Below are 21,410 nucleotides of genomic sequence, written 5' to 3' on the forward strand. Positions count from 1 at the left end.
CTTCCATGGTGGCGGCGGTCTGCGCCAGGGAGCTGGCCTGCTGTTCGGTGCGCGACGATAGATCCAGGTTGCCGGCGGAGATCTGGCTGGCGGCCGAGGCGATCGAGTCGGCGCCGCTGCGCACTTCGCTGACCGCGCCCCGCAGGTTTTCGCCCATGGCGCTCAGGGCCTTCAGCAACAGACCGATCTCGTCCTTGCCGTCGGCCTGGATGTGCTGGCTGAGGTCGCGGCGGGCCACGGACTCGGCCAGGCTGACGGCGTGGCGCAGCGGGTGAGTGACGGACCGCGTCACCAGCCAGGCGAACAGGGGGCCCAGGATGAGCGCCAGCAGAGTGGCGACGCCCAGCGAGACCAAGCCCAGCTGGTTGGCCTGGGCGCCCTCGGCGAACGTGCGCTCGACCATGCCGCTCTGCATGTTGGACAGCTTGTCGATCTCCGCGATGTATTGCGCAGTGATCTTCGGCATTTCCTGGTTGAAGAAGGTGTCGGCCTTGGCGTAATCGCCATTGTCCAGGTCCTTGAATGCCTGCGCGCGCCCGTTGCGGTAGATGTCGCGCTGGGCGGTGGCTTGCTTGAACTGGGCGATCGCTTCGGGGATGTGCAGGCCTTCCTGGATCTGCTTCTGGAGCTCGTCGGAGCGCTTGTCGGAGGCCTCCATGCCGTCCTTGAAGGTCTTCAGCACGTCGGGGTTGGTCAGGTTGGCCGCCGCCAGGGCCTGGTTGGCGTTGACTTCCACCTGGCGCGCCCAGCGCAGCACCTGCGCGTTGTTCGACTGGCGCTGCAGCAGAGTGCCGCTGTCCTGTTCGGTGGCGATCATGCGCCATGCGCCGATGCCGGACATGATCAGCAGCAGAATGATGATGAGGCCAAATCCCAGCGCCAGCCGGGTGCCGATTTTGAGGTTACGCATGGAGTCCTCGAGGTATGGAGAGGCTTTCGGAACCACGCGGGCAGCCTTCCCGACGCGGACCGGACGAAATTTCACTTGATTGTACGAAGTGTGTCCGAATCCAAACGGCATAACAGGGGCCGTGTCGGGGGCCTGTTCTTTCTAAAATATCAGAACTCGGTCCATTCCTCGGTGTCGGCGGTGACGGGCGCCGGCTTGCCGGGCGCGCGCAGCGCCGGGCGGCCGGCGGCCGGGGCGGGCGCGTCCGTCTTGGGCTGGCGGCGGGGTCGTTGCGGGGCCGGGCTGACCACCTTTTCCGGCGCCGAGGCCAGACCGGGGCGCCGCGCGGCCGCGCCGTCATGAGCGCTCGACGAGGCGCGGCCGGCTCCCGTAAGAGGGTTCCGGGCCCCCTCGGCTGGGGCATCGGCCTGGTCCCCCAGCTTGAAGGTGCCCACCAGCCGGGCCAGCGTGTCGGCCTGTTCCTGCAGGCTGGTGGCCGCGGCGGCGGATTCTTCGACCAGGCTGGCGTTCTGCCGGGTGACGTCGTCCATCTGGGTGATGGCGGAATTGATTTCCTCGATGCCGGTGGTCTGCTCGCGGTTGGCGGCGCTGATCTCGCCCATGATGTCGGTGACGCGGTTGATGCTGTCGACGATCTCCTGCATGGTGTCGCCGGCATGGGCGGCCTGCTCGTTGCCCTTGGCGGCGGCCTCGACGGAGGTGTCGATCAGACCCTTGATTTCCTTGGCGGCGCCGGCCGACCGCTGTGCCAGCGCCCGGACTTCGGCGGCGACCACGGCGAAGCCGCGGCCCTGTTCGCCGGCGCGGGCGGCCTCGACAGCGGCGTTCAGCGCCAGGATGTTGGTCTGGAAGGCGATGGAATCGATCACGCCGATGATGTCGGCGACCTGCTGGGACTTGCTGTTGATCTCGCCCATGGTGCCCACCAGTTCGGCGACCAGGGCGCCGCCGTTGCCCGCGGTCCTGGCGGCGGCCGCCGCCAGGGTGTTGGCCTGCTGGGCGTTGTCGGCGTTCTGGCGCACGGTGGCGGTGATTTCTTCCATGGTGGCGGCGGTCTGCGCCAGGGAGCTGGCCTGCTGTTCGGTGCGCGAGGACAGGTCCAGGTTGCCGGCGGAGATCTGGCTGGCGGCCGAGGCGATCGAGTCGGCGCCTGTGCGCACTTCACCCACCGTGCCGCGCAGGTTCTGAGCCATGCGGCCCAGGGCCTGCAGCAATTGGCCGATTTCGTTGCCGGAGCCCGACGTGATCCGGCGGCTGAGGTCGTTGCGGGAAATATCTTCGGCGATGGACACGGCGTCGCGCAGCGGGTGCGTGATGGCGCGCATCACCCGCCAGGCGAACAGCGGCCCCAGGATGAATGCCAGCAGGGTGGCGATGATCAGGATGGCTTCGCTGGTCTGGGCATGCTGCGTGAGCAGGGCCTGGGCGGTGTTGGTGCCTTCACGGTGATAGGCGCGCAGCTTGTCGATGCTGTTGATATAGGCGCTGCCCACTTCCGGCAGCTTGTCGCGCACGATTTCCGTGGCGACGATGGACTGGCGGTTGTCCAGAGCCTGGAAGGCCATGTTCATGTCCGCCAGGTACTGTTTGCGCAGTTCCAGGATTTCGCCGTACATGTGCAGGGAGTCGCCCGATTTGAACAAGGCTCGAGCCCGCTCGTCGTACTGGACGATATTGGCCGTGGCGGTGTCGATGCCTTTTTTCAGATGTTCCAGCACGTCCGGATCGGAGACCAGCACGTAGCCGATGACCTGATTGGCGCGGACTTCCACGGCGCGGACCCATTCGGTCATCAACTGGTTGATCTGCTGGCGTTCGACGATCTCCCTGGAAAGCGCCTGGGAACTGCGGGCATTCCAGATGCCGATCAGAGCCAGGATCAGGGCCAGAAGCAACAGAAATGCGAACGCGGCCGTCAGCCGCGTGCTGATCTTCAGATTTTTCATGAGGGTTCGCCTGGGCGTGTCCGGAAGGAATGCCCATTATGTTAGGGAAAACCCCATGATTCTGATCGTTACAGTAAGCGGTAATTATCCGCCTACTTTTCCCGCCCGGCGTCATCCCCCGACGGATAGCCGTCCGGATTGCCGGATTGCCAGCGCCAGGTGTCGGCCATCATCTGTTCCAGTCCGCGCTGCGCCTGCCAGCCCAGATCGCGCCTGGCCTTGGCCGGATCGGACCAGCAGGCGGCGACGTCGCCCGGCCGGCGCGGGGCCAGGGCATAGGGGATGGGGCGGCCGCAGGCCGTCTCGAAGGCGCGGATCATGTCCAGCACGGAATAGCCGGCGCCGGTGCCCAGATTCCAGACGTGGGCGCCCGGATGCCGCCGCAGATAGGACAGGGCGGCCAGATGCCCCAGGGCCAGGTCCACCACGTGGATGTAGTCGCGCACCCCCGTGCCGTCCGGAGTCGGGTAGTCGTGGCCGAAGACCGACACGCGTTCCAGCCGGCCCACGGCCACCTGGCTGATGTAGGGCAGCAGATTGTTGGGGATGCCGTGGGGGTCTTCGCCGATGCGCCCGCTGGCGTGGGCGCCCACCGGATTGAAGTAGCGCAGCAGGGCGATGGACCAGCGCGGGTCGGCGGCGGCCAGGTCCTGCAGCAGCTGTTCCACCATCAATTTCGATCGGCCGTAGGGGTTGGCGGGCCGGCCCGTCGGACAGTCCTCGGTGATCGGCATGACCGTCGGGTCGCCGTAGACGGTGGCGGAGGAACTGAACACCAGCCGGTGGACGCCGGCGGCGGCCATGGCCCGGCACAGGGTCAGCGTGCCGCCGACGTTGTTGTCGTAGTACCGCAGGGGATCGCGCACGCTTTCGCCCACGGCTTTCAGACCGGCGAAATGCACCACGCCGCTGATGGCATGCTGCTCGAACAGTCGGTCCAGCAGCGCCCGGTCCCGCACGTCGCCCTGGACGAACCCGGGCGTCCGGCCGGTCAGGGCGGCGACCCGGGCCAGGGATTCGCGGGAACTGTTGCTGAGATTGTCCAGCACCAGCACGTCCTGTCCGGTGCTCAGGAATTCCAGGACCGTGTGCGAACCGATGTAGCCGGCGCCGCCCGTGATCAGAAGCGTCATGGTGAAAGACCGATGCGGTGGAAAGGCTCCATGCTATCAGTTTGACGCAGGCGGGGCCGCTAGCGCAGACCGGCGTCCGGCGATCGTGCCGGCCACCGGTCGGGGGTCAGGCTTTGGGCGTGTAGGCGGTGCACCAGCCTTTTTCGGACACGTCCTTGCCGCTGAAGATCGGACAGGGCCCCCAGGCGTCGCCCGCCTTGCCCTGGTACAGCTGGCAGTTGGCGCAGTGTTCGCCCGGCTTGAACTTGGGCTGGGACGCCTGGTCCACCTGGGCCGCGTCGTGCTTGTAGCCCATCTGCTTGGCCAGGGCGCTGTTTTCATCGACGTGATCGGCCGCCAGGACCTGGCGGGACAGCGCCAGGCTGGACACCAGCCCGGCGCTGGAGATCAAGAAAGTTCGACGAGATGTTTTCATGGGGACTCCTGAAAGACCCCCCGCGGGCCGGTGTATCTTTTGAAGCCCATTATTCGCCTGGTCGCCCGGCGTGGCAAGTTGCCCGCCGCCCCGTTTCCGGATGACGCCGCCGTCCGGATCGGGATGCGTCGGGCGCTATCGGGCGGTCAGGCGGTAGACCGTCGTGCTCATGCGGGTGACGCCGCGCGCCGCGAACTTCGGCTCGTTGGCCAGGACGTCGCGGGTTTCCAGGGTGTCGATCCCCCAGCGGGCCTCGTAAAGGGTTCGGACTTCCGCATCCGGCACGGAAAAGGGCGGGCCGTCCATTTCAGCCTGGGGGTAGTCCAGGGTCAGCAGCAAGGTGTGGCAGCCGGCGGGCAACTGTCCGTAGACGTGCGCGGCATAGCGGGCGCGCAGCGCCGGCGTCAGGGCGATCAGGGCGGCGCGATCGTAGCAGGCCTGGCAATCGGCCAGGGCGGCCGCATCCAGGCCGAAGATGTCGCCGCACAGGAAATCGATGCCGCCGGCCTGGTACAGGCGGCCCTGCGGCACGTCCGTCACCGAGGGCGTCAACTGGTGTTCGGCGAAGAACTGCTCGACCGCAAGCGGCGAGAGTTCCACCGCCAGGACGCGATGCCCTTGCGCCGCCAGCCAGGCGACGTCCAGCGATTTGCCGGCCAGGGGCACCAGCACACGGCAGTCCCGGGGCAGGCCCAGGGCGGGCCAGTGTTTCTGCAGCAGGGGCATGACGCGGCTTTGATGAAAGCCGGTCTGCCCGTGTTCCCAGCGTTGCAGCCAGAAATCCGTATCCATTTGTGTGTCCTCCTTGCTGGAATGGGTCGGGGGCCGAAGCTGCGCCCCGCGCCCGGGCGGCGTCAGGCAGCCGGAGAGCGCGCCTGGAAGGCCTTGGTCCGATCAGTGTAGCCGCCGGGGCGCATATTCCGGGAGGGCGGGCCGTGGTATGCCGTTACAGGACTGAGCATCGGGAAACTTGAAACCGGTGGGAGGCGTCGTCATCATGGAAACGTTGTTCACGCGAATCAGGAGTCAGAGATGAATCAGGTGATGAAAGCGTTCATGGCCGCTTCCGTGATCGCCCTGGGGCTGGCCGGACCGATGACGGCGGTCCGCGCGGCAGGGCCGGGCGCCGCCTACGAGACGATCGATCAGCCGACGGATGAACAATTGCAGCGTTACGCCAGCGCTGTGCGCGAGGTCAGCGGCGTGGTGGCCGAATATCAGCCCCGCTTCGAGGCGGCCCCCGACGAGGACGCCAAGCAGGCGGTCCGGGTCGAAGCCGACCAGAAGATGGTGGATCGGGTCGAAGCGGGCGGCATGAGCGTGGCCGAGTACAACGGCATCAGCCAGGCCGTGCGCAAGGACCCCGAATTGCGCAAGAAGGTCGAACGCATGGTCGGACAGAAGTCCCAGTAGGCGGCTACGTCTTTTCAGACCACAGCACGCCGCCGGTGGCCCAGTGATCTTTGCGGATTTCGGTCAGGATGATGTCCACGGCCCCCGGCTGGCAGCCGAGCACCTCGCAGGTGCGTTCGGTCAGGGCCTGCACCAGTTCCCGTTTCTTTTCGGGGGTGCGGCCTTCGAACAGTTCAATGTGCATGGTGGGCATGCGGATCTCCTGAAATTGGGAAAAGACAGGCAAGCCTAGCACATCCTCGCTCCGGCTCCGCGCCGAGCCGGTGTTCAGTGTTTACCCTTAATATGTTGTAAATATATTTATTGGATATTAGACTGGTCGTTCAGCCTCGACGCTGGCATCCACTACTATCCGGGGGAAACATGAAGACCATTTTTCGCAGTCTGGCCATTGCGGCCCTGTCGGCGTGCGCCGTTGGCGCGGCGTCCGCCGCCGACGTGACGTGGCGCGTGCCCACGTCGGTGCCCGAAGGGTCGCCGTTCTATCAGAATTTTCTCGAGCGTTTCGCCACCAACGTGAAGACCATCACGTCCGGGCGCGTGGAGATCCAGCCCTTCGGCGCGGGCGTCATCGTGCCGGCCCTGAAGGTATTCGACTCGGTGCAGGACGGGGTGGTCGAGGCCGGGCATTCGACGTCCAGCTACCTGGTCAACCAGAATCCCGTGAACGCCATCTTCGCCGGCTTCCCCGGCGGCATGGGCCCGGATGCGTACAAAGCCTGGCTGTACCAGGGCGGCGGCAAGGAAAAACTCGAAAAACTGCGCGCGCAACAAGGCCTGAAGACGATGATCGTCGGGATCGGCTCGACCGAAATCCTGGCGCACTCGAACAAGCCGATCCGCAACGCGGAAGACCTGAAAGGCATGAAATACCGCACCTCCGGCGCCTGGGCCGAAGTGATGCGCGATTATTTCGGCGCGGTCCCGACCGTCGTGCCGGCGGGCGAGACCTACACGCTGCTGCAGCGCAAGGGCGTGGACGCGGTCGAATGGGCGCCGCCCTCGGCCAATATGCCGGAAGGCTTCCACCAGGCCGCCAAGTACATCGTGGTGCCCGGCGTGCACCAGCCGACCTTCATGTGGGAAGTCTTCCTGAAGCAGGAAAACTGGGACAAGGTGCCGGCGGATCTGAAGCCGCTGATCGAAGCGGCCGCCCAGCTGACCACCGAGCAGAGCCTGGATTATTTCTATGACGCGGACATGAAGGCCATGGAAAAGTATCGCAGCGGCCGCAACGAGATCATCACGCTGGACCCGGCGTTCGTGAAGCAGCTGTCCGACGCCGGCTACGACTGGATGCACAAGACGGCGGAAGCCCAGAAGGCGGCCGGCAAGCCGGAAATGGCGGAAGTGCTGGCCGACTACGAGGCCTATCACAAGCGCTGGAAGGCCGAAAGCAACTATCTGATCCGTGACTGACGCCAGACCTTTCGTCCGCGAGGCAACGATGCTCAATGCCCTGACCCGATTCTCGAACGGCGTATCGTGGTGCGCTTCCCAGCTGGCCAGCGTGGCGGCGGCCGTGCTGACCCTCTCGATGGTCTATGAAGTGTTCGCCCGCTATGTGTTCGACGCGCCCACGGTCTGGGCTTTCGACATCGCCTACATGGCCAACGGCGCCGTCTTCCTGCTGGGGGTGGCCTACGTGCTGCGCGAAGACGCCCACATCCGCATCGACGTCCTGCGCAACCGCCTGCCCGCGCGCTTCAACGGCGCGGTGCAGGGAGTGGCGTACCTGCTGATCCTGGCGCCGTTCTTCGGCATGCTGTCCTGGATCGCCATGTCGCACACCTGGCGGGCCTGGGTGCGCCACGAAGTGGAAACCGTCAGCCCCTGGGCGCCGCTGATGTGGCCGTTCTATCTGCTCATCGCCATCGGCCTGGTGGCGCTGACTTTGCAGCTGGCGGCGGAAGGCCTGCGGGCCTTCTGCCGCCAGGGTCCGGACGCCAAGAAGGAACATTGATGAATCCGACTGTTGCCGCCCTGATGTTCCCGGGGATGTTCCTGCTGATCTTTCTGGGCATCCCCGTTTCGTTTTCCCTGATCATCCCCGCCCTGGTGGCCGGATGGTTCGCCTTCGGCGATCAGGTCTTCAACCAGCTTTACGGCGGCCTGTATTCGGCCACCACCAACTACATCCTGTCCGCCATCCCCATGTTCGTGTTGATGGGCGCCATCCTCGAACGCTCCGGCATCGCGGCGCGCCTGTTCCGCACGATGCAGCTGTGGCTGGGGCGCCTGCCCGGCGGCCTGGCCGTGGCGACCATCGCCATGGGCGCCACTTTCGCCGCTGCGGCGGGCGTGGTGGGGGCGGTCGAGGTCATGGTCGGCCTGATGGCGATTCCCGCCATGCAGCGCTTTCGCTATGACAATTCCCTGATCGCGGGCACCATCTGCGCGGGCGGGTCCCTCGGGACCATGATCCCGCCGTCCGTCGTGGCCGTGGTGTATGCGTCGCTGGCCCAGATCTCCGTCGGGGAACTGTTCGCGGCGATGCTCTTTCCCGGCCTGATCATGGTGGGGCTGTTCGTGCTGTACATCGTCGGCGTCTGCATCCTGGACCCGAAGAAAGGCCCCCGGGCGGACGATCCCGACATGCGCCTGCCGCTGGCCGAAAAGCTGCGGATCACGGCCAGCGGCCTGCTGCCGACCATGCTGCTGATCTTCGCCGTGCTGGGGTCCCTGATGGCGGGCATCGCCTCGCCCACCGAGGCGGCCGCCGTGGGGGCCATCGGCGCCCTGATCCTGTGCATCTGCTACGGACAGTTCAGCGTGACGATGCTGCGCCAGGCCCTGGCCATCACGGTCAGGATCTCCGCCATGATCCTGCTGATCGTGGCCGGGGGTATCATGTTCACGGGGATCTTCGCCGCCAACGGGGGCGGGCGCCTGATCCAGGCGCTGATCTCCGACATGGGGCTGGGCCTGACCGGCACCCTGGCGCTGTTCCTGTGCATCGTGTTCCTGCTGGGATTCGTGCTGGACTGGACCGCCAACGTCCTGATCTGCGTGCCCTTGTTCCTGCCCGTGCTGACGGCGGCGGGCGTCGATCCGATCTGGTTCGGCACGATGGTCATCATCGTCATCCAGACCAGCTATCTGACTCCCCCGATGGCGTCGTCGATCTTCTACCTGCTGTCCATCGCGCCGCCGGACATGAAATACGGCCAGGTCTGCCGGGGCGTCATCCCCTTCATCCTGGTTCAGTTCCTGACGCTCACGATCGTGGCGCTGTTCCCGGTCCTGGCGACGTGGCTGCCGCAGCGCATCGTGGGTTTCTGATTTTTTGCGGGGCTGTCGGCCCCGGCATCTGCCCGGCTGTCCGGGCATCCTTTTGTCATTAGGAAGGCATATGAATATCGAAGGTATCCTGGTTCCCATCATCACCCCGTTCACGGAAGATGGTCAGGTCAATGCGCAGGCCCTGGCGCAACTGGTGAACCGTTTCGTCGAGGCGGGCGTGGCCGGCATCGTGGCCTGCGGCACCACCGGCGAATACTATGCGCTGAACGACGAGGAACGCGACCTGGTCCTGCGCACCGTGGTCGAGGCCGCCGGGGGCCGGGTGAAGACCATCGCAGGGATCAACGCGCTGTCCACGCCGGAATCGATCGCCCACGCACAGCGCGCCCAGGCCCTGGGCTACGACGGCCTGATGCTGGCCACGCCGCCCTACAGCCTGCCCGAACAGGCCGGGATCCTGCTGCATTTCCGCACCGTGGCTGCCGCCACCCCGCTGCCCATCATCCTGTACGATTTCCCGCAGCGCGTGGGCGTGCAGATCGCGGTGGAAACCGTGATCGAACTGGCCAAGATCCCCAACATCGTCGGCATCAAGGAAAGCAGCGGCAATTTCAACCGCGCCCTGCACCTGATCCAGGCCCGCATCCCGGACTTCCAGATCATCAGCGGGTCCGACGACATGGCGGCCGATTTTCTGTTCTGGGGCGTGCGCTGCTGGATCAGCGGCGGCGCCAATGTCTTCCCGGCCGAACAGGTCGCGATGGTCAAGGCGGCCGTCGAAGGGCGCTGGGACGATGTCCGGTCCCTCATGGCGGGCATGTATCCGGTCATCCTGGCCATGGAGTCCGGCGACTACAACCAGAAAGCCAAGCTGGGCTGCCGCCGGCACGGCGTCGAGGCCGGCACGGTCCGCCTGCCGCTGGCGCCGCTGTCGGACGCCGATGCGCAGGAATTCCAGGCCATGCTCGACGCCTACGAGCGCTAAGGAGATCACCATGCCGCAAAGCAAAGAACAGATTTTCGCGCAGGCCCGCGCCGCCAAGCTGTGGGCCGGAAACCTGATTCCCGGCCAGACCGCGCCGGGCGCGCGCCTGGACAACACCACCCCCATCGACAACAGCGTCATCGGCGCCATCGAAGCCGGCACCGCGGCTGACGTGGACCGGGCCGTCAAGGCGGCGCGCGCCAGCTTCAAGGCCGGCGCCTGGTCCCAGCTGGCCCCCGCCGAACGCAAGCGCGTCGTGCTGCGCTGGACCGACCTGATGACGGAACACGCGGAAGAACTGGCCGCGCTGGACTGCATCGACGCGGGCAAGCCCATCACCGAATGCCTGAACACGGACATGCCGGCGACCCTGGACACCTTCCGCTGGTACGCCGAGGCCATCGACAAGTGCTTCGGCCGCATCGCGCCGACCGGCCCGGACGCCCTGGGCCTGATCGTCAAGGAACCCATCGGCGTGGTGGGGGCCGTGCTGCCCTGGAATTTCCCGGCCCAGATGTATGCCTGGAAGGTCGCTCCGGCGCTGGTGGCGGGCAACTCGGTCATCGTCAAACCGGCCGAACTGACCTCGCTGAGCGCCTACCGCATGACGCAGCTGGCCTACGAGGCCGGGGTGCCGGAGGACGTGCTGATGCTGGTCACCGGCCTGGGCGAGGAAGCCGGCCAGGCGCTGGGCCGGCACATGGACGTGGACGTGGTGTCCTTCACCGGTTCGACCGAGGTCGGACGCTACTTCCTGAAGTATTCCGCCGAGAGCAACCTGAAGGAAATCGTGCTGGAATGCGGCGGCAAGAGCCCGCAGGTGATTTTCGACGACGCCGACCTGGATGGCCTGGTCGACCACGTGCTGGCGGCGGCGTTCTGGAACATGGGCGAGAACTGCAGCTGCGGCTCGCGCCTGATCGTGCAAAGCGGCATCAAGGACGCGCTGCTGGCGCGGCTGCAAGAGCGCCTGTCCACCTGGACGGTGGGCCTGCCCACCGATGAGGCCGTCAAGATCGGTCCGATGGTCGAGCGCGCCCATTTCGACAAGGTGCGCGGCTTCCTGGACGGCGCCGCCGCCGAAGGCGCCAGGCTGGTGCATGGCGGCCGCGTTCACGCGGACCTGGGCAGCGGCTGGTACGTCGAGCCGACCATCTTCGATCAGGTTTCCGCCGGCTCGCGCCTGTTCAAGGAAGAAGTCTTCGGCCCCATCCTGGCGGTGACGCCCTTCGAGACGGAAGCCGAGGCCATCGAACTGGCCAACGACAGCGCCTACGGCCTGGCCGCGTCCCTGTACACCCGGGACGTCGGCCGCGCCCAGCGGGTCTCCCGCGCCATCCAGGCGGGCACGGTGTCCATCAACGGGTTTTCCGAGGGCGACATCAGCACCCCGTTCGGCGGCTACAAGCAGTCCGGCTTCGGCGGCCGCGACAACGGCCTGGAAGCCCTGGACCAGTACCAGCAGACCAAGACGATCTGGTACGTGAACTGATAAGGGCCCCCACGCTGCACGGGCTGCGCCCGCTTGCTGTCCACCTCGCGGCCTGCATGCCGCCCGGATTCGCCAGGCGCGAAGCAGTCCTCAAGGACTGCCTCGCGTCCGGGCTCATCCCCCAGGGGGGCGCTTTTTTCCTTGGGGCGGCCCGGCGGCGGAAGGGGCCTTCTTCTGCAAGGTCTAGGCTTCTATAACGGTACGCGTGAATTCCGTCAGATAGTCCATCAGCGCGTCGGCGCCGGCGACCGCCTGTTCGGGGTCGTTGGCGTGGATGCCTTCGACTTCCATCAGGTGGCTGCGGGCGCCGCGTTCCAGGTCGCCCTCGTGCTGATAGGCGTACCAGAACCGGCGGCACTGGATGATCATGGGCACGATCGCCTGTACCGCATAGGGATTGCGGCAGGCTTCGTGGTTGATGCGGTCCAGCGCCTGATCGGCCTGCATGTAGGCCGCCAGATCGCCGCGCCGGGCCGCATCGACCATGTCCTGGCCGCATTGCAGCAGGCGAGCCCGCTGGTCCGGCGTCGCCCTGCGGGCGGACGAAGTGGCGATCAGGCGTTCCAGCACACGGCGGGTGTCGATCAGGATCAGGTGTTCCGCGATGCGGATCTCGCTCACGCGCAGGCCTCGGCGCGGCTGCTGCTCGATCAGGCCGCTGGCGACCAGCCGCATCAGGGCCTCGCGGATGGGCGTGCGCCCCAGTCCGGTCAATTGGATCAGGTCGCTTTCCACGATGGGCTGGTTGGGTTCCAGCTGCAGCGTGGCGATCAACTGCTCGATGGCGTCGTAGGCGGCTTCGGTGGCGCGCGGCTTGGCGGTGTGGGGGGGGATGGTGGCGGACATGGTCAGGCTGTGATTCCCCAGGCGAAAGGATCGTCGTCCTGCAGGATCAGGGTCGTTTCGCCGCTGATGTGCGCCTGCCCCCGGATGGTGGGGATGACGGTGCCGTCCGGCCCCGGCTCGTAGCTGGCCTGGAAGCGGCTGCCGATGATGCTGGCCTGGTGCCAGATCTGGCCTGGCTGCAGCTTGCCGTCGGCGGCCAGGCAGGCGACTTTGGCGCTGGTGCCGGTGCCGCAGGGCGAGCGGTCGTAGGCCTTGCCGGGGCACAGCACGAAACTGCGGCTGTCGGCTTCGGGATCGTGGCCGAACAGTTCGATGTGATCGATCAGGGCGCCGTCGCGCCCGCGGATGCCCTGGGATTCCAGGGCGTCGCTGATGGCCGCCGCCTGTTCGGTCAGAAGCCGGGTGTCGGCGCCCGGGCGGACCTTGTCCGGGGCATGAACCAGGAAGAACCAGTTTCCGCCCCAGGCGATGTCGCCCGTGACGGGGCCCATCCCGGGCACGTCCACCGTGACGTCCTTGCGGTGGCGGTAGGCGGGGACATTGCGCACGCTGACGCTGCCGTCGGCATGCAGATCGGCTTCCACGGTGCCGACCGGCGTCTCGACCCGGTGCGTGCCGGGCCGGATGCGCCCCAGGTAGGCGAGGGACACGATCAGGCCGATGGTGCCGTGGCCGCACATGCCCAGATAGCCGGTGTTGTTGAAGAAGATCACCCCGGCCGCGGCCTGGGGATCCTGCGGCGGGCAGAGCAGGGCGCCCACCAGCACGTCGTGGCCGCGCGGTTCCAGGATGACGGCCTTGCGCCAGTCGTCGTGCTGCGCGGCCAGGCGGGCGCGGCGCTGGGCCATGTCGCCCGGCCCCGGATCGGGGAAGCCGTCGAGGACCAGGCGCGTGGGTTCGCCGCCGGTATGGGAATCCAGGATGGAAATACGTTTCATGAACGGGCGCCCCATAGGGAAAACCGATCGACCCGGTACGGGCGCAGGTCGATCGCGGAAGGTTGCTGCATCGCCAGGTCGCGGACCAGCCGCGCCGTGGCGGCGCTCTGGGTCAGGCCCAGGTGGCCGTGTCCGAACGCATAGATGACGGACGGATGGCGCGGCGAGCGGGCGATGATGGGCAGGGAATCCGGCAGGCTGGGCCGGAAACCCATCCACTGGGTGCCGCCCGTCGTGTCCAGATCGGGGAAGAAGGTCTTGGCCTTGTCCAGCATGGCCTGGGCCCGGCGATAGTCGGGGGCGCGGTCCAGGCCGCCGAGTTCGACGGCGCCGCCGACGCGGATGCCGCAGGTCAGGGGCGAGATGACGAAGCCGTGGTCGCTGAAGGTGACCTGCTGGCGCAGGTCCAGGGCGTCGGGCGTCAGGGTCGTGTTGTAGCCGCGCTCGGTTTCCAGCGGGATGCGGTCGCCCAGCCCCCGCGCCAGCAGGTGGGACCGGGCGCCGGCCGCCAGCACGACCTGGCGGGCCTGCAGCTGGCTGCCGTCTTCCAGGATCAGCTGGGCGCCGGGCGACGCCGGCAGCAGCCAGCGCACCGACTGGCGCAGCCGCCGCGCGCCCCGGGCCATCGCCTGTTCGCCCAGGGCCTGGCCCAGGGCGTAGGGATCGGCCACATTGCGCCATTCGGGGATGAAGACCCCATGGGTGAAGCGCGGCGACAGGCCCGGCTGCTGCGCGGCCAGGTCGGCGCCCTGCAGCAGGCGGCTTTCGACGCCGTAGCGTTGCCGCCACTGCGCCGTGTCCAGGGATGCCTGATACCGGTCGGCGCCTTCGTAGACTTCCAGCACGCCCTGGCTGTGCAGGTGGCCGGACAGGCCGGTGCGTTCCAGCTGGGCCAGCATTTCGCTGCGGGACAGGTCCATCAGCGCGGCCTGCGCCCGGATGCTGGCCGGGTAGCGGTCGGGCAGGCTGGAACGCCACAGGAGCAGCAGCCAGGGAGCGATGCGCGGCAGGTAGGCGGGCGGCAGGCTGAGAGGCCCCAGGGGGTCGAATAGCCAGTGGAAGGCCTTGCGGATGATGCGGGGGGATGCCAGGGGCAGGATGTCGGCGAAGGCCAGGCCGCCCGCATTGCCCTTGCTGGCGCCGCTGGACAGTTCCTGAGGATCGATCAGGACGACGTCCTGGCCGGTCTCGCTGAGCGCCAGCGCGCAACTGACGCCGATGATGCCGCCGCCGATGACGGCGATGTCGCAGGAAGATGCGTGCATGGGGTCCTTCGGACACTGCCGGCGGCCCTGTCGCCAAGGGCCGGGCCGCCATGAATTCAGGGTGACGGCGCCCGGGCGCGGGAAGTCCGGGCCGACGAGCAGCGCGGGACGCCATTTGCATGGTGGCACAGACCCGACAAATATGCAATGGATATATTTAAGCCGGCGCTGCGGCGCCCGAGAGAGGCTGGCGGCGGGGCGGCCGTTCTATTCGGTGCCCCAGCGGCGGGCCAGGACGGCGCGTTCCAGCGAGCCCACGTACTGCTGGATGGTGATCTCGCGGTTGGCGGGCAGTTTGAAAAAGCGGCAGGCGATGGTCAGCAAGGGTTTGTCGCCGTCCTGGGCGAGCCTGGCCTGGCGCAGCAGCCGCAGGCTGACGTCCAGCGGGCCGACGCCGGGCAGATCCAGGGTGCAGTCGTCGAAGATCGAGCCGATGGCGTGGTTCGCCAGCAGTTCGGCGCGATCGATCAGCTGCGCGCCGCCGGCGCTGATGTTGGCCAGGGGCAGGGTGGCCTTGCCCGAGGGCAGGGCCGGGTCTTCGATGGTGCAGGTGGCCGGGTTGCTGGCGGGGATGTCCATGCGGAAGAATTCCCGGCGCTGCATGCGGCGCAACTGGTCGGGCCAGACCATGGAAAATGCGGGATGGCCGTCGTGGAGGACGGGGCTGATCGGGCCGCTGAATTCGACCATGACGCGATCCAGCATGCCTTGCAGGCGGACCGCCGGCGCCCGCAGCAATTGCGTGTTGAGGGCGTCTTCGGTGGCGTTGTCCAGGACCAGGGTGCCCTGCTTGACGTTCACGTCCAGCAGCGTGGAGATGACCGACACGGCATGGCCGGGGATGTCCAGGCGCACCAGCGTGCGTTTGTTCAGCAGCCCCTGCAGGATGTTCTGGATCTCCAGCCGCTGCGATACCGAATACGGATCGTCTTCCTCGAAGGCCATGGTGGTGATTTATGGAATTGGAATATGTCAGTTTCAATTTTAAACGATTCCGGCCCGCGCAAGCAGGCCGGAAGGCTACGGGTTAGCCAGTATGGAGCCGGTCATTCCAGGGCTTTCAGCATGTCTTCCAGCACCTTTTTGGCGTCGCCGAACACCATCATGGTCTTGTCCATGTAGAACAGTTCGTTGTCCAGGCCCGCGTAGCCGGCCGCCATGGATCGTTTGTTGACGATCACGGTGCGCGCCTTGTAGGCCTCCAGAATCGGCATGCCGGCGATGGGCGACCCGGGGTCGTTCTTCGCCGCCGGGTTGACCACGTCGTTGGCGCCCAGCACCAGCACCACGTCGGTCTGGCCGAACTCGCCGTTGATGTCCTCCATTTCGAAGACCTGATCGTAGGGGACTTCGGCTTCGGCCAGCAGCACGTTCATGTGTCCGGGCATGCGGCCCGCCACCGGGTGGATGGCGTACTTCACCGTGACTCCCTGGCTGGAGAGCTTGCCCGCCAGTTCCTTCAGGGCATGCTGGGCGCGCGCCACGGCCAGGCCGTAGCCCGGGATGATGGTGACGGTGTCCGCATTGCTCATGAGGAAGGCGGCGTCGTCCGGGCTGCCGGACTTGACGCTGCGCTCGCCCGCCGGCCCGCCGCCGCCCGCGGACGCTTCCGCCCCGAAGCCGCCCAGGATCACGTTGAAGAAGGATCGGTTCATGGCCTTGCACATGATGTAGGACAGAATGGCGCCCGACGAGCCCACCAGCGACCCGGCGATGATCAGCATGGGGTTGTTCAGGGAAAAGCCGATGCCCGCCGCCGCCCAGCCCGAATAGCTGTTCAGCATGGAGATCACCACCGGCATGTCGGCCCCGCCGATCGGAATGATGATGAGCACGCCCAGCAGGAAGGCGATGGCCGTCATCAGCACGAAGGGCAGCCAGGACTGCGTGGCCATGAACCAGAAGCCGCAGGCCAGCATGACGATGGCCAGGACCAGGTTCAGCAGATGCTGGCCGGCGAAGGTCACGGGCGAGCCCTGGAACAGCCGGAACTTGTATTTGCCCGACAGCTTGCCGAAGGCGATGACCGAACCCGAGAACGTGATCGCGCCCACGAAGGTGCCGATGAACAGTTCCAGGCGGTTGCCCGTGGGAATCGGGCTGCCGGCCGCCGCGATGCCGAAGGCGTGCGGTTCGGCGACCACGGCGGTTGCGATGGCCACCGCCGCCAGGCCGATCATGCTGTGCATGAAGGCGATCAGTTCCGGCATCTTGGTCATTTCGACCTTGCGGGCCAGCACGGTGCCGATGCTGCCGCCGATCAGCAGCCCCAGGACGACGCGGCCCAGGCCCAGCGCGGCCGAACCGTCGCGGGCCAGGCCGATGATCAGCGCCGCCGTCGTCAGGATGGCGATGACCATGCCGACCATGCCGAAGGCGTTGCCGCGCCGCGAAGTCGTGGGGTGCGACAGGCCCTTCAGCGCCTGGATGAAGCAGACCGAGGCGACCAGGTAGAGCAGGGTGACGAGATTGGCCGAGATCATGCCTGCCCCCCCTTGCGTTCTTTCTTCTTGAACATCTCCAGCATGCGCTGAGTCACGAGAAAGCCGCCGAAGACGTTGACGGCCGCCAGCGCGACGGCCAGCACGCCCATGGTCTGCGCCAGTCCGCCGTCGGTCAGGCCGGTGGCCAGCATGGCGCCGACGATGACGATGGCGGAAATCGCGTTGGTCACGGCCATCAGCGGCGTGTGCAGGGCCGGCGTGACGTTCCAGACCACGTGAAAGCCCACGTAGACGGCCAGCACGAAGATGATGATGTTGATGAGTGTGGGGTTGACCGCTTCCATCAGGCGCTCCTTAGAACCTTGCCGTCCTGGCAGACCAGGCAGGCCTTGATGATGTCGTCGTCGGCGGGCAGCGTGAAGCGCCCTTCGGCGTCGATGACCAGCTTCAGAAAATCCAGCAGATTGCGGGCGTACAGGGCGGACGCGTCGGTGGCCAGCAGGGCGGGCAGATTGTTCAGGCCGACCAGGGTGACGCCGTCGTGGTCCACGACTTCGCCGGCGACCGACAGGGGGCAGTTGCCGCCGCGCTCGACGGCCAGGTCGACGATGACCGACCCCGGCTTCATGGCCGCGACCGTGTCCGCCTGGATCAGCACGGGGGCGGGACGCCCCGGGATCAGGGCCGTGGTGATGACGATGTCCGCCTGCTTGCAGCGTTCGGCGACCAGGGCGGCCTGCCGCGCCATCCAGGCGGCGGGCATGGGGCGGGCGTAGCCGCCGACGCCCTGGGCGATCTCGCGCTCCTCGTCGGTCTCGTAGGGCACGTCGATGAACTTCCCGCCCAGGGATTCCACCTGTTCGCGGGCGGCGGGTCGCACGTCGGACGCCTCGACCACGGCGCCCAGGCGCCGCGCCGTGGCGATGGCCTGCAGGCCGGCCACGCCCGCGCCCAGCACCACCACGCGGGCGGCCTTCAGTGTGCCGGCGGCCGTCATCATCATGGGGAAGATGCGGCCGTAGTACTGGGTGGCCAGCAGCACGGCCTTGTAGCCCGCCAGGTTGGCCTGGGACGACAGCACGTCCAGGCTCTGGGCGCGCGTGGTGCGGGGCGCGGCTTCCAGGGCGAAGGCGGTCAGCCCGGCATCCGCCAGGGTCTTCAGCCCGTCCGCGTCGAAGGGGTCCAGCATGCCCAGCAGCACGCCGCCGGCCTTCATGTGCGCCAGCTCGGCGGCGTCCGGGCGCCGGACCTTGAGCACCAGCTCGCTGCCCAGCGCCCCGGCGGCGTCGACCAGGACGGCGCCGGCCTGTTCGTAGTCGCTGTCGCGATAGCGGGCTGCCAGGCCCGCGCCGCGTTCGAGCCGCACCTGGTGGCCCGCCTGGACCAGCTTCTTGACGGTTTCCGGGGTGGCGGCGACCCGGGCTTCGCCGGGCAGGGTTTCACGGGGGATGCCTACCTGCATGGCGGCCTCCCGCATGTCGGAACAAACGTGGGCATGGCTTCTCCTTGTCTATTTTTTCGATTGCGGCGGCCAGGCGGGAACCTGTTGCGGCAATTGTGAATCATGGTACCGGGGATCGGTGTTTGAAACACGGATTCCGGGGCGGATTTACATATATCCAGTGGTTATATGAAACTGTGTTTTAAGGCTTTGCTAAGATTTTGAGACATAAAGCCCGAGCCGTTGGCCGGATTCCGGGACTATCGGCTGCGGGCATGGGTTAGCATTTCGCTTATTGCCCGCCCGGGTGGCGGCTTGCACTTTGGATATGCGGGATTCATCATGAATGTTTGGTTGAAGCGGGTTCTGTTCAGCCTGGTCGTGGCCTTGCTCGTGGCCGTGGTCGGTCTGGCGATCTTTCTGCTGACCTTCAATCCGAACGCCTACAAATCGCGGCTGGAACAGCTGGTGTTCGACCGCTATGCGCGGACCCTGACCATCGGGGGGGACATCAGCCTGTCCCTGTTTCCCCGCATCGGCCTGTCGGTCAGCGACGTGTCGCTGTCCAATCATTCCTCCAAAGACACCTTCATCTCGGTGGACAGCGCCCGCTTCGCCGTGGCGATCTGGCCCCTGCTGTCCAATCAGTTGGTGGTGGATCACGTGGCCATCGCCGGCCTGAAGGCCTGGGTGGTGCGCGACGGCAAGGGACATTTCAATTTCAGCGACCTGCTGGAATCCGGCGGGCCGGTCCGGACCTCGGGCATGCCGACGGTCGTGGCCGCGCCGCTGGCCGCCGCGGCCAAAGCCGTGTCGGACGACCCCGAGAATCGTTCCGATCTGAACATCGACATCGCGGGGCTGGAGCTCAAGGACGGGCAGATCCATTACCTGGACCAGGTCAGCGGGCTGTCCACGACGCTCTCCTCGATCGAGGCCAACACCGGGCGCGTGACCTACGACCAGCCGTTCGACGTGTCGCTCAAGGCGCAGGTGGCCGGCGACGATCCCGTGCAGGACGCGCAACTGCAGGCCCAGGCCCTGCTGCGCCTGAATCCGGGGGGGCGCGGCTACTACTCGGCGCAGAAGATCAACGTCCAGCTGACGGGGCGGCTGGGCAATCTGGATCAGGCCAATGCCACCCTCAAGGGCAATCTGGGATACAAGGGCAGTGAACGCCGCCTGACGGCCGGCAATCTGGAACTGGCGCTGGCGGGCAATATCGTGGGGGCGCATCCCATCCAGGATCTGAAGGCCAACCTGACCGCCGGGCAACTGCGCCTGGACCCGCGCAATCTCGAATTGAAGGTCGCCAAGCTGGCCTTGCGGGCGTCCGGGCAGGACCGGGGCCGCAACCTGGAATTGGCCCTGGATGCGCCGTCCCTGGCCGTGTCGCCGGAATCCGCGCAGGCGGACCCCGTCGCGGCCACCCTGAAATCGTCGGGAGACCAGACCCTGGCCGTGTCCCTGGGCCTGGAAGGCCTGAGCGGCAATGCCAATGACTGGCAGTTCCGCAAGGCCAGCCTGGATGGCGCCCTGACGCAGGGGAAGCGTCTGGTGCAGGTGAAACTGACCTCGCCCCTGAACTGGAATACCTCGCTGCGCAAGGGTTCGCTGACCGCCCTGAAGGGCGACGTGACCGTGCGGGATCAGGCGCAGCCCAAGTTCATCAACGAAATTCCGATGATCGGCAGCGTGCATCTGGACCTGGTGCGCGACGCGCTGGACGTCGACCTGAACGCGGTCATGGACGGCGGACAGACCTCTCTGAAGTCCACCACGACCCGCCTGATCCAGCCCCGCACCCAGTTTTCCCTGAACGCGGAAAAAATCGACCTGAACCACTGGGTGCCCAAACCCGCGGCCGCCCCTCCCGCCAAGCCGCCGGCCGAGGGCAAGGACGAGTCCGCCAAGGCCTCGGGCGAGAAGCCCGCAGCCGCCGCCCCGGCGCCGGCCGCCGCGCCGGACGTGATCGACCTTTCTTTCCTGAAAGGGCAGGACATCCAGGGCGATCTGCGCATCGCCGATCTGCGCATCCGCGACCTGCAGCTGACCCAGGTGGCCGCTCCGGTGCGCGTGGTCGACGGCGCGCTGACCCTGCCCAAGGTGACTGCGAAGCTGTATGACGGCAGTCTGAACGCCCAGGTGCGGGCCGCCGCGGACCAGACGGTGGCCCTGAAGCTGGGCCTGGACAAGGTGGCCGTCGCCCCCTTGCTGCAGGCGGCGCTGGGGCGCAACCTGCTGTCCGGCCAGGGCGCCGCCCAACTGGATCTCAAGACGCAAGGCAATACGACGGATGCCTGGCTGCGCGGGCTGTCGGGCCGGGCCGCCTGGCAAGTGAAGGACGGCGCGGTGCAGGGCATCGATGCCTCGCAGACGCTCTCGGAAGTATCCGCCGCTCTGGGCAATGTGCTCAAGGGCCGCATGGACGCCCTGGCCTCGCCGTTCAACAAGCAGCGCAGCACGCCCTTCAGTTCCCTGGAAGGCCGGATCGACCTGAAGGACGGGCAGGGCACGGTGTCCAAGCTGCTGCTGGCATCCAGCCTGGTGCGGGTCACGGCCGGCAAACCGGCCCAGATCGATGTGCCGGGGCAGCGCGTCAATCTTCAGCTGCTGGCCCAGGTGGCCGCCCGGGCTCCCAAGCCGCTGGCCGGCGCGCTGGGGTCCCTGCTCGGCGCGACGATTCCCGTGCTGGTCACGGGCGACTGGGAGCATCCCGAATACGTGGTGCAATGGGAGGCCATCCGGAACCAGAGCATCCAGCAGGCGGTCAAGTCAGGCCTGATGGAACTGATCAAGGGCAAGGACCCGATCGAACAGGCCTTGCCCAGCCCCGAACCCGAGCCGCGCCGGCCGGGCGCCGAGGCGCCGGCCAAGTCCGATCCGGTCGAGCGGATCGGCAACGCCCTGAAGGGCCTGCTGGGCCAATGAATCTTCTA

Annotated in this window: 20 protein-coding genes; 7 read left to right on the forward strand and 13 right to left on the reverse strand. The window is 66.9% G+C overall.

Going from position 1 to position 21,410, the window contains the following annotated elements; genetic code table 11:
• From Q0263_RS01380 to Q0263_RS01400, 5 genes are all read right to left on the reverse strand, one after another.
• Window positions 1-910, reverse strand: a 910-nt coding sequence (locus Q0263_RS01380) for an MCP four helix bundle domain-containing protein (RefSeq protein ID WP_298012624.1), incomplete at its 3' end; no start/stop codon positions are given.
• A 149-nt stretch (window positions 911-1,059) separates the two neighbouring features.
• On the reverse strand, window positions 1,060-2,856 hold the full coding sequence (locus tag Q0263_RS01385; protein WP_298012626.1) for a methyl-accepting chemotaxis protein: 1,797 nt from the start codon (window positions 2,854-2,856) through the stop codon (window positions 1,060-1,062).
• 92 nt (window positions 2,857-2,948) lie between these two features.
• Complete coding sequence (gene galE / locus Q0263_RS01390) at window positions 2,949-3,989, reverse strand: UDP-glucose 4-epimerase GalE (RefSeq protein WP_298012628.1); 1,041 nt, start codon at window positions 3,987-3,989, stop codon at window positions 2,949-2,951.
• Window positions 3,990-4,095: 106 nt separating this feature from the next.
• Window positions 4,096-4,404, reverse strand: coding sequence for a high-potential iron-sulfur protein (locus Q0263_RS01395; RefSeq protein WP_298012630.1), 309 nt, complete (start codon window positions 4,402-4,404; stop codon window positions 4,096-4,098).
• Between the two features lie 135 nt (window positions 4,405-4,539).
• Window positions 4,540-5,196: a thiopurine S-methyltransferase gene (locus Q0263_RS01400; RefSeq protein ID WP_298012632.1), complete on the reverse strand. Its 657-nt coding sequence runs from the start codon at window positions 5,194-5,196 to the stop codon at window positions 4,540-4,542.
• 240 nt (window positions 5,197-5,436) lie between these two features.
• On the opposite strand from Q0263_RS01400, the gene Q0263_RS01405 reads away from it, so the two are divergent.
• A complete protein-coding gene (locus Q0263_RS01405) occupies window positions 5,437-5,817 on the forward strand; it encodes a DUF4168 domain-containing protein (RefSeq protein ID WP_298012634.1) in 381 nt (126 codons plus the stop codon).
• 4 nt (window positions 5,818-5,821) lie between these two features.
• Here Q0263_RS01405 and Q0263_RS01410 read toward each other — a convergent pair whose 3' ends face one another.
• Window positions 5,822-6,010, reverse strand: a complete 189-nt coding sequence (locus Q0263_RS01410; RefSeq protein ID WP_298012636.1) for a 4-oxalocrotonate tautomerase — start codon at window positions 6,008-6,010, stop codon at window positions 5,822-5,824.
• Between the two features lie 170 nt (window positions 6,011-6,180).
• Between Q0263_RS01410 and dctP the strand changes: the two genes are divergently transcribed.
• The 5 genes from dctP to Q0263_RS01435 all read left to right on the forward strand — a co-directional run bounded on the left by dctP (window position 6,181) and on the right by Q0263_RS01435 (window position 11,537).
• The gene (gene dctP, locus Q0263_RS01415) at window positions 6,181-7,236 is read left to right on the forward strand and encodes a TRAP transporter substrate-binding protein DctP (protein WP_298012639.1); all 1,056 of its coding nucleotides are present in this window, start codon (window positions 6,181-6,183) and stop codon (window positions 7,234-7,236) included.
• Window positions 7,229-7,780, forward strand: a complete 552-nt coding sequence (locus Q0263_RS01420) for a TRAP transporter small permease (RefSeq protein WP_298012642.1) — start codon at window positions 7,229-7,231, stop codon at window positions 7,778-7,780. Before dctP ends, Q0263_RS01420 begins: the two co-directional genes overlap by 8 nt.
• Entirely contained in the window at window positions 7,780-9,099 is a 1,320-nt protein-coding gene (locus tag Q0263_RS01425) for a TRAP transporter large permease subunit (protein WP_298012645.1), read from the forward strand. The genes Q0263_RS01420 and Q0263_RS01425 overlap by 1 nt, the downstream gene beginning before the upstream one ends.
• 70 nt (window positions 9,100-9,169) lie before the next feature.
• Complete coding sequence (gene dapA, locus Q0263_RS01430) at window positions 9,170-10,045, forward strand: 4-hydroxy-tetrahydrodipicolinate synthase (protein WP_298012647.1); 876 nt, start codon at window positions 9,170-9,172, stop codon at window positions 10,043-10,045.
• Between the two features lie 10 nt (window positions 10,046-10,055).
• Window positions 10,056-11,537, forward strand: coding sequence for an aldehyde dehydrogenase (locus tag Q0263_RS01435; RefSeq protein WP_298012648.1), 1,482 nt, complete (start codon window positions 10,056-10,058; stop codon window positions 11,535-11,537).
• 183 nt (window positions 11,538-11,720) lie between these two features.
• Here Q0263_RS01435 and Q0263_RS01440 read toward each other — a convergent pair whose 3' ends face one another.
• The 7 genes from Q0263_RS01440 to Q0263_RS01470 form a co-directional block, all read right to left on the reverse strand.
• Window positions 11,721-12,383, reverse strand: coding sequence for a GntR family transcriptional regulator (locus Q0263_RS01440; RefSeq protein ID WP_298012650.1), 663 nt, complete (start codon window positions 12,381-12,383; stop codon window positions 11,721-11,723).
• Between the two features lie 2 nt (window positions 12,384-12,385).
• On the reverse strand, window positions 12,386-13,321 hold the full coding sequence (locus tag Q0263_RS01445) for a 4-hydroxyproline epimerase (RefSeq protein ID WP_298012652.1): 936 nt from the start codon (window positions 13,319-13,321) through the stop codon (window positions 12,386-12,388).
• Window positions 13,318-14,586 carry an FAD-binding oxidoreductase gene (locus Q0263_RS01450; RefSeq protein ID WP_298012655.1) on the reverse strand — a complete coding sequence of 423 codons (1,269 nt, stop codon included), beginning with the start codon at window positions 14,584-14,586 and terminating at the stop codon, window positions 13,318-13,320. The genes Q0263_RS01445 and Q0263_RS01450 overlap by 4 nt, the downstream gene beginning before the upstream one ends.
• Before the next feature lie 207 nt (window positions 14,587-14,793).
• The gene (locus Q0263_RS01455; protein WP_298012657.1) at window positions 14,794-15,531 is read right to left on the reverse strand and encodes a flagellar brake protein; all 738 of its coding nucleotides are present in this window, start codon (window positions 15,529-15,531) and stop codon (window positions 14,794-14,796) included.
• Between the two features lie 101 nt (window positions 15,532-15,632).
• Entirely contained in the window at window positions 15,633-17,069 is a 1,437-nt protein-coding gene (locus Q0263_RS01460) for an NAD(P)(+) transhydrogenase (Re/Si-specific) subunit beta (RefSeq protein WP_298012660.1), read from the reverse strand.
• Window positions 17,066-17,374, reverse strand: a complete 309-nt coding sequence (locus Q0263_RS01465) for an NAD(P) transhydrogenase subunit alpha (protein ID WP_298012663.1) — start codon at window positions 17,372-17,374, stop codon at window positions 17,066-17,068. The genes Q0263_RS01460 and Q0263_RS01465 overlap by 4 nt, the downstream gene beginning before the upstream one ends.
• Window positions 17,374-18,492 (reverse strand): Re/Si-specific NAD(P)(+) transhydrogenase subunit alpha, encoded by a 1,119-nt coding sequence (locus Q0263_RS01470; protein WP_298012665.1) that lies wholly within the window; start codon window positions 18,490-18,492, stop codon window positions 17,374-17,376. The genes Q0263_RS01465 and Q0263_RS01470 overlap by 1 nt, the downstream gene beginning before the upstream one ends.
• Before the next feature lie 321 nt (window positions 18,493-18,813).
• On the opposite strand from Q0263_RS01470, the gene Q0263_RS01475 reads away from it, so the two are divergent.
• Window positions 18,814-21,402 (forward strand): AsmA family protein, encoded by a 2,589-nt coding sequence (locus Q0263_RS01475; protein WP_298012666.1) that lies wholly within the window; start codon window positions 18,814-18,816, stop codon window positions 21,400-21,402.
• Window positions 21,403-21,410: the final 8 nt, after the last annotated feature.

The sequence above is a fragment of the uncultured Castellaniella sp. genome (genome assembly GCF_937988725.1).
Taxonomy (GTDB): domain Bacteria; phylum Pseudomonadota; class Gammaproteobacteria; order Burkholderiales; family Burkholderiaceae_B; genus Castellaniella.

What these genes read in the sequence shown, in the direction of transcription:
- Q0263_RS01385 (WP_298012626.1), bottom strand. Translation starts at nt 2,856, where the DNA reads ATGAAAAATCTGAAGATCAGCACGCGGCTGACGGCCGCGTTCGCATTT.
- galE (WP_298012628.1), bottom strand. Translation starts at nt 3,989, where the DNA reads ATGACGCTTCTGATCACGGGCGGCGCCGGCTACATCGGTTCGCACACG.
- Q0263_RS01395 (WP_298012630.1), bottom strand. Translation starts at nt 4,404, where the DNA reads ATGAAAACATCTCGTCGAACTTTCTTGATCTCCAGCGCCGGGCTGGTG.
- Q0263_RS01400 (WP_298012632.1), bottom strand. Translation starts at nt 5,196, where the DNA reads ATGGATACGGATTTCTGGCTGCAACGCTGGGAACACGGGCAGACCGGC.
- Q0263_RS01405 (WP_298012634.1), top strand. Translation starts at nt 5,437, where the DNA reads ATGAATCAGGTGATGAAAGCGTTCATGGCCGCTTCCGTGATCGCCCTG.
- Q0263_RS01410 (WP_298012636.1), bottom strand. Translation starts at nt 6,010, where the DNA reads ATGCCCACCATGCACATTGAACTGTTCGAAGGCCGCACCCCCGAAAAG.
- dctP (WP_298012639.1), top strand. Translation starts at nt 6,181, where the DNA reads ATGAAGACCATTTTTCGCAGTCTGGCCATTGCGGCCCTGTCGGCGTGC.
- Q0263_RS01425 (WP_298012645.1), top strand. Translation starts at nt 7,780, where the DNA reads ATGAATCCGACTGTTGCCGCCCTGATGTTCCCGGGGATGTTCCTGCTG.
- dapA (WP_298012647.1), top strand. Translation starts at nt 9,170, where the DNA reads ATGAATATCGAAGGTATCCTGGTTCCCATCATCACCCCGTTCACGGAA.
- Q0263_RS01435 (WP_298012648.1), top strand. Translation starts at nt 10,056, where the DNA reads ATGCCGCAAAGCAAAGAACAGATTTTCGCGCAGGCCCGCGCCGCCAAG.
- Q0263_RS01440 (WP_298012650.1), bottom strand. Translation starts at nt 12,383, where the DNA reads ATGTCCGCCACCATCCCCCCCCACACCGCCAAGCCGCGCGCCACCGAA.
- Q0263_RS01445 (WP_298012652.1), bottom strand. Translation starts at nt 13,321, where the DNA reads ATGAAACGTATTTCCATCCTGGATTCCCATACCGGCGGCGAACCCACG.
- Q0263_RS01450 (WP_298012655.1), bottom strand. Translation starts at nt 14,586, where the DNA reads ATGCACGCATCTTCCTGCGACATCGCCGTCATCGGCGGCGGCATCATC.
- Q0263_RS01455 (WP_298012657.1), bottom strand. Translation starts at nt 15,531, where the DNA reads ATGGCCTTCGAGGAAGACGATCCGTATTCGGTATCGCAGCGGCTGGAG.
- Q0263_RS01460 (WP_298012660.1), bottom strand. Translation starts at nt 17,069, where the DNA reads ATGATCTCGGCCAATCTCGTCACCCTGCTCTACCTGGTCGCCTCGGTC.
- Q0263_RS01465 (WP_298012663.1), bottom strand. Translation starts at nt 17,374, where the DNA reads ATGGAAGCGGTCAACCCCACACTCATCAACATCATCATCTTCGTGCTG.
- Q0263_RS01470 (WP_298012665.1), bottom strand. Translation starts at nt 18,492, where the DNA reads ATGCAGGTAGGCATCCCCCGTGAAACCCTGCCCGGCGAAGCCCGGGTC.
- Q0263_RS01475 (WP_298012666.1), top strand. Translation starts at nt 18,814, where the DNA reads ATGAATGTTTGGTTGAAGCGGGTTCTGTTCAGCCTGGTCGTGGCCTTG.